The sequence below is a fragment of the Caproiciproducens sp. MSJ-32 genome, assembly GCF_018918055.1.
Lineage (GTDB): Bacteria > Bacillota > Clostridia > Clostridiales > Clostridiaceae > Clostridium.
Genome location: NZ_JAHLPS010000077.1, coordinates 1 through 5,982, shown reverse-complemented (window position 1 = coordinate 5,982; position 5,982 = coordinate 1). Strand labels below are relative to the sequence as shown.

At 27.1% G+C, this 5,982-nt stretch carries 5 protein-coding genes and 2 tRNA genes; 5 read left to right on the top strand and 2 right to left on the bottom strand.

The genetic code is table 11. From position 1 onward, the window contains the following. The first annotated feature begins 539 nt into the window (after positions 1-539). Positions 540-616, top strand: a tRNA-Arg gene (locus KQI16_RS09150). A 125-nt stretch (positions 617-741) separates the two neighbouring features. Here KQI16_RS09150 and pulA read toward each other — a convergent pair. After that, positions 742-2,724 (bottom strand): type I pullulanase, encoded by a 1,983-nt coding sequence (gene pulA, locus KQI16_RS09145; RefSeq protein WP_216433764.1) that lies wholly within the window; start codon positions 2,722-2,724, stop codon positions 742-744. 229 nt (positions 2,725-2,953) lie between these two features. Here pulA and KQI16_RS09140 point away from each other — a divergent pair, with 229 nt between their 5' ends. From KQI16_RS09140 to KQI16_RS09125, 4 genes are read left to right on the top strand one after another with little or no spacing between them, the layout of a single operon-like run. Next, a complete protein-coding gene (locus tag KQI16_RS09140; RefSeq protein ID WP_216433761.1) occupies positions 2,954-3,478 on the top strand; it encodes an RNA polymerase sigma factor in 525 nt (174 codons plus the stop codon). Then, a complete protein-coding gene (locus tag KQI16_RS09135; protein WP_286173020.1) occupies positions 3,369-3,878 on the top strand; it encodes a DUF4358 domain-containing protein in 510 nt (169 codons plus the stop codon). The genes KQI16_RS09140 and KQI16_RS09135 overlap by 110 nt, the downstream gene beginning before the upstream one ends. A gap of 53 nt (positions 3,879-3,931) precedes the next feature. After that, complete coding sequence (locus KQI16_RS09130) at positions 3,932-4,972, top strand: MBOAT family O-acyltransferase (RefSeq protein ID WP_216433757.1); 1,041 nt, start codon at positions 3,932-3,934, stop codon at positions 4,970-4,972. A 32-nt stretch (positions 4,973-5,004) separates the two neighbouring features. Continuing rightward, positions 5,005-5,763 (top strand): DHHW family protein, encoded by a 759-nt coding sequence (locus KQI16_RS09125; RefSeq protein WP_286173019.1) that lies wholly within the window; start codon positions 5,005-5,007, stop codon positions 5,761-5,763. Positions 5,764-5,861: 98 nt separating this feature from the next. Here KQI16_RS09125 and KQI16_RS09120 read toward each other — a convergent pair. Beyond that, a tRNA-Gly gene (locus KQI16_RS09120) sits at positions 5,862-5,935 on the bottom strand. Positions 5,936-5,982 lie beyond the last annotated feature (47 nt).

Below are 5,982 nucleotides of genomic sequence, written 5' to 3'. Positions count from 1 at the left end.
ACGCCGCCAGCGTTCGTCCTGAGCCAGGATCAAACTCTCACTAAAAAGTTTAATCTGTCTCAAATTTCTTTGAGTTAATCTTAGACGTTCAAAAGAATTGCTGGTTTATCTTTACTTAACTTATATTCTGTTCAATTTTCAAAGATCTTCTTTCAAAAAGCAAGTTTGTATTACTAATTTGAAATTTTATCGCCTTTAGGCGACTTCTTTATGTTATCATCATCTTAAACTCTTGTCAACATTTTTTTATTATTAATTTTTATTATTTAAATTGACTTGTTCGCAACGACGACATTGATTATTATATCATCACTTAATATTTATACTATTATACTTCTTCTATTTTTATTAAATTATTCATATATTTCTACAAAATATTCTATTTTTCTTCATATAACATATGTTGATACACCAGGAAAAGTTTAAGTTAATAAAGAATAATCTCCCTTTTTATTTTTCTATTAATATCTTCTATATATGCATTGTTTGCTAAAAAATAATTTATTATGATATAATATAACTTGTATTATTTAAAATATGCATCTATAGCTCAGTTGGATAGAGCGTTGGACTTCGAATCCAGTGGTCGGGGGTTCAATTCCCTCTAGATGCACCAAAATGATTCTGAATGCATAATGTACAATTAACTAAGAAACTCCTAGGCAAACCTAGGAGTTTCTTTCAAATATATATTTCTTTACAATTTATCAGGCTGATTATTAAAACAATTAATCTTATTATTTATTCAATATAAGAGAGTATCATAGCTGATATTGAATCTATCTTAATAACATTTCCTTCTATATTATATAGACCATTTTCATCAATTTTATCTTTATCCAATATAACTTTGAATTTATAATAATCTAATTTAACTTCTATAGGTCTCTTATTTCCATTAAATATTACAACTATCTTTCCTAAATCATCATTAACATTTTTACCGTTGGCAATATAAGCAACTACATTTCTATCATTAATTTCTCTTCCAAAATTTAAAAATTTTATATTTTCTCTTATTTCCTCTGCATTATTTAATTTAAATATTCTATGTTTTTTTCGCAAATTTATTAATTCTTTATAATAATTAAATACATCTAAATATTTTTCTTTTCTTTGCCAATCTATTTTATTAACATAATCAGGTGATTTGTAACTATTGTCTATAATAGTACCATCCTTCTCCTTTTTTGTTCTTAAAATCTCATCACCAGAATGAATAAATGGTATTCCCTGAGATGTCAATATTATTACTGCTGCAAGTTTATTTATTTTTATTCTTTCTTCTTCACTTAAGCCTTCTTCAACTAAACATATCTTATCCCATAATGTATAATTATCATGAGCTGATGTATAAGTTATTACCTGATATGGTTCATTAGCCCAAGGCCACTTTGAATACTTAACATTATTATAATCTATATCTGGATGATATACTGATGCTACTATTCCAAATTTCAAGCTTTCTTCGTAATTATCCCATCCATTTATGAAGCCACCTTCTCTTCCAAAAAATACTCCACCTTTTATAGCATCTCTTATATCATCACTAAAAACTCCTACTTGCATATCCTTTACTTTATTAATATTAAATTTTACAGCAGCTTTATCATAACTTAAAGCTGCTGAACCTCCAGTCCATCCTTCTCCATAAATTATTATATTTTTATTTATTTTGTCTAGTTCTCTTCGTATTTCAAGCATTGTATCTAAATCATGAAGTCCCATTAAATCAAATCTAAAACCATCTATTTTATACTCTTCTGCCCAATACTTAACAGAATCTAAAATAAATTTTCTTACCATAACTCTCTCAGATGCTAATTCATTTCCACAACCTGATCCATTTGAAAAGCCTCCATCTTGACTTTGTCTATAATAATATCCAGGAAAAATTTTATTAAAATTTGATTCCTCAGTATCGAAAGTATGATTATACACAACATCCATTACAACTCTAAATCCATTTTCATGGACTTTCATTATCATCTCTTTAAATTCCTTTATTCTAACTTCTCCCAAATAAGGATCAGTAGAATAAGAACCTTCAGGTACATTGTAATTTAAAGGATCATATCCCCAATTATATTCCTCTTCACTGTATTTTTCTTCATTAACAGTTTTATAATCAAAGACTGGCATTAACTGTATTGTATTAACACCCAACTCTTTTAAATGATCAAAACCTACTTTTATCGAACTATTTTTTAATCTTACTCCATCTTCTATTAATCCTTTATACTTTCCTCTTAAACTTTCCTCTAGACTTGAATTTAAATCTATAGTAAAATCTCTAACATTCATTTCATATATAATTGAATCTATAGGAGGATAATCAGGGATTTTATGCTCTTCCCAACCTTTTGGGTTAGTCTTCTCTAAATTAATTACCATTCCTCTTTTTCCATTAACCCCTACTGCCTTTGCATATATATCAACAACTTCTTTTTCTATTCCATTGATTGTAACTAAATAGTTATAATACTCTCCATCTAAATCTCCGCTTACTGCTATCTCAAAAATTCCCTTTTCTAATTTATTCATTGGAATAATTTCTATGAAATCTCTATTATAATCATACCCTTCTTTCCCATACAGTTTTAATTTTATACTTTCTGCTATTGGAGACCAAACCCTAAAAACAGTTTCTTTCTCTGAATAGATCGCCCCTAAATCACCATCAAATTTATATAAATCATTAAATTCTCTTGAGTTAAAGTCCATATATATCCCTCCTTTGTACTTACATTATAATATATCTATTATTCATTATTAAATTATAACATTTTTGTATATTTTTGCAAACATTGTATTCAAATATTGTTTTAATATAACAAAATTATTATTAAATAATATAGATATTTTTTTTGATATAATAAAACATAAATTTTTTTATTATTTTGCAACATTTTTATATCTTCATTTGTTTTTAATATGAGAGAGGTGATTTAATTTGAAAAACTCTTTGTTGCGTGCGGACAAGGAGTTCATTCAAGTTTATAACAGCTATTTTGAAACTGTATACCGAGTATGCCTTATGTATTTAAAAAATATTCAAGACACCGAAGATGCCGTACAAAGTACATTTATTAAATTTTTACAGTACAATGGAACTTTTAATAATCAAGAACATATTAAGGCATGGCTTATCGTTACCGCATCAAATACCTGCAAAAATTTTCTTAAACATTGGTGGAGAAAAAATGTTGATATAGATTCCCTTCAAGAACAGCTTACAATTTCTAATAATGAAAATAAGTATATATTTGAAAAAATAATGAATTTGCCCCAAAAATATAAACTTATTATATATCTTTATTACTATGAAGGTTACAAACTTAAAGAAATAGCTGAAAAACTAAATATGAATGACTCTACAGTTAGATCATATCTTCGCCGCAGACGAAATCTACTTAGAGATATTATTATTTACTTTATCCTTATCATTTGTTGGATGTACAGGAGAAAAAGCTGCTAGCGGAAATAGTACAATTGATGAAAGCTTAGAAAATATAATGACAAAACTTTATGATGATCTAGATGAAGATCTTGGAGAGCTTGTTACAACAGAACTAACAAAGGAAAACTTATCTTATTATTTAGGCATTAATGAACTTGACTTTGAAGAAGGCCTTGCTTCTGAACCAATGCTTTCAACTTCTGCCCACTCTGTAGTACTTGTAAGAGTTAAAGATTCTGTAGATATTGAAAAAATAAAAAATGATATAAAAGAAAATGTAGATCCATTTAAATGGGTTTGTGTTGGCGTTGAAAAAGATAAAATAGTTGTTGAAAATATAGGAAATTTAATATTGCTAGTTATGGACAATAATTATTCAGAAGACTTTAAAAATATATTCCTAAGCTTAAAAAATTAATAATAACACAATAAGGGGCTGTCGTAGATAGCCCCTTTAATGAAAGGAGAACCATGGTATTTTCAAGCATATTCTTTTTATATTACTTTCTTCCAGCAGTTATAATATTATATTTTATTATTCCCTTCAATTTTAAAAATTACATCTTATTTTTATTTAGTATCTTTTTTTATTTTTATGGAGAACCAAAATATACTCTTCTACTACTTCTATCTTCCTATATAAATTACAGCCTTGCTTTAGCTATTGATAAATCTACAAATATAAAAATCAAAGGAAGATATCTTATTATATCAATGATAATTAATCTTGGAATGCTTCTTTATTATAAGTATTCTAATTTTTTTATAGAGAATATAAACTTTTTATTTAACTCCAATATTAAATCACTCCAAATTATTATGCCAGTAGGAATAAGTTTTTTTACTTTTCAAGCTATCAGTTACATTATTGATGTATATAGGGGTGATGTTAAGGCTGATACAAGCTTTATATCATTTTCTACATACCTATGCTTATTCCCACAGCTTATTGCTGGTCCAATAGTCAGATATAGTACTATTCATAAGGAATTATTTAATAGAAAACACTCTTTTGAAATGTTTGCATTAGGTGTTAGAAGATTTATCATAGGCTTATCTAAGAAAGTTCTATTAGCAAATGTTCTTGGCAAATTTTCTAAAAAATTATTAAGCCTAAATGAGATGAGTTCTTTATCTTATTGGGCTATCGCTATTGCTTTCACCTTACAAATTTATTTTGATTTTTCAGGTTACAGCGATATGGCCATTGGCATGGGCTTAATATTCGGCTTTAAATTTCTTGAAAATTTTAATTATCCATTTATTGCATCTTCTATAACAGACTTTTGGAGGCGCTGGCACATTTCCCTTTCTACTTTATTTAGGGATTATGTATATATACCTTTAGGTGGTAATAGAGTTTCGAAACTAAAATGGATAAGGAATATATTTATAGTTTGGTTTCTTACAGGTTTCTGGCATGGTGCAAGCTGGAATTTTATAATATGGGGATTATATTTTGCAATTAAAAGCTATGGAAGAATATTATTAATAGCAATAATATTTTTATAAAAGGGGATAAAGTTTATAAAATCGATTATCCATTGAATAAAAAAAATCTAGAAGGCTTTGCAAATAAAATGAATTCCATTTATCAAAAACATCTTAAAGGAATGAAAGTCTATTACAGTATAATTCCAGATAAAAATTATTACCTATCATCAAATGAATATTTAACTCTTGACTATGACTATCTATTTAATTATATAAAATCAAACTTAAATAACATGGAATATATCGATATCACTAATTATCTAAATATTGATTCTTACTATAATACAGACCTTCACTGGAGACAAGACAAACTTATTCCTATAGTAAAACTACTATCAGAAAAGATGAATTTTAAAATTAATGATGTGAATTATACTAAAAACACTTATTATCCTTTTTATGGATCATATTATGGATATACCGCAATAAATATAAAAGCTGATACATTAACTTATTTAAATAATTCTACAATAGACGCAGCAATAGTTAAAAATTATAATAATTCTATTAGTTCAGTTTATAATCTTGATAAACTTGATTCCTATGATGTTTTTTTATCTGGTGCTACACCCTTTATTGAAATTACAAATACTAATAATAAAAGTGGTAAGGAGCTCATAATATTTAGAGACTCTTTTGGAAGTTCCCTTGCTCCCCTATTAATAGATAGGTATTATAAGATAACCTTGATTGATTTAAGATATATTAGTCCTTCTTTGTTAGAAACTATAATTAAATTTAATAATCAAGATATACTTATTTTATATAATACACTTATTATTAATAACAGCTCTATAATAAAAAATTAAATTCTCTTTTAAAATGATAATTTAAACCTAAGGGCTTCATGCCCTTTTTCTTTTGTATACAAAAAAAAGACAACTTAAATTATTAAGTTGTCTTTTTTTGGAGCGGGTGATGAGAATCGAACTCACGTAACTTGCTTGGAAGGCAAGGGCTCTACCATTGAGCTACACCCGCATATTTGGAGCGGAAGACGGGACTCGAACCCGCAACATCCACCTTGG

Bases quoted from the DNA above. Each gene is read 5' to 3' on its own strand.
- pulA (WP_216433764.1), bottom strand. From the start codon at position 2,724: ATGGACTTTAACTCAAGAGAATTTAATGATTTATATAAATTTGATGGT.
- KQI16_RS09135 (WP_286173020.1), top strand. From the start codon at position 3,369: ATGACTCTACAGTTAGATCATATCTTCGCCGCAGACGAAATCTACTTA.
- KQI16_RS09130 (WP_216433757.1), top strand. From the start codon at position 3,932: ATGGTATTTTCAAGCATATTCTTTTTATATTACTTTCTTCCAGCAGTT.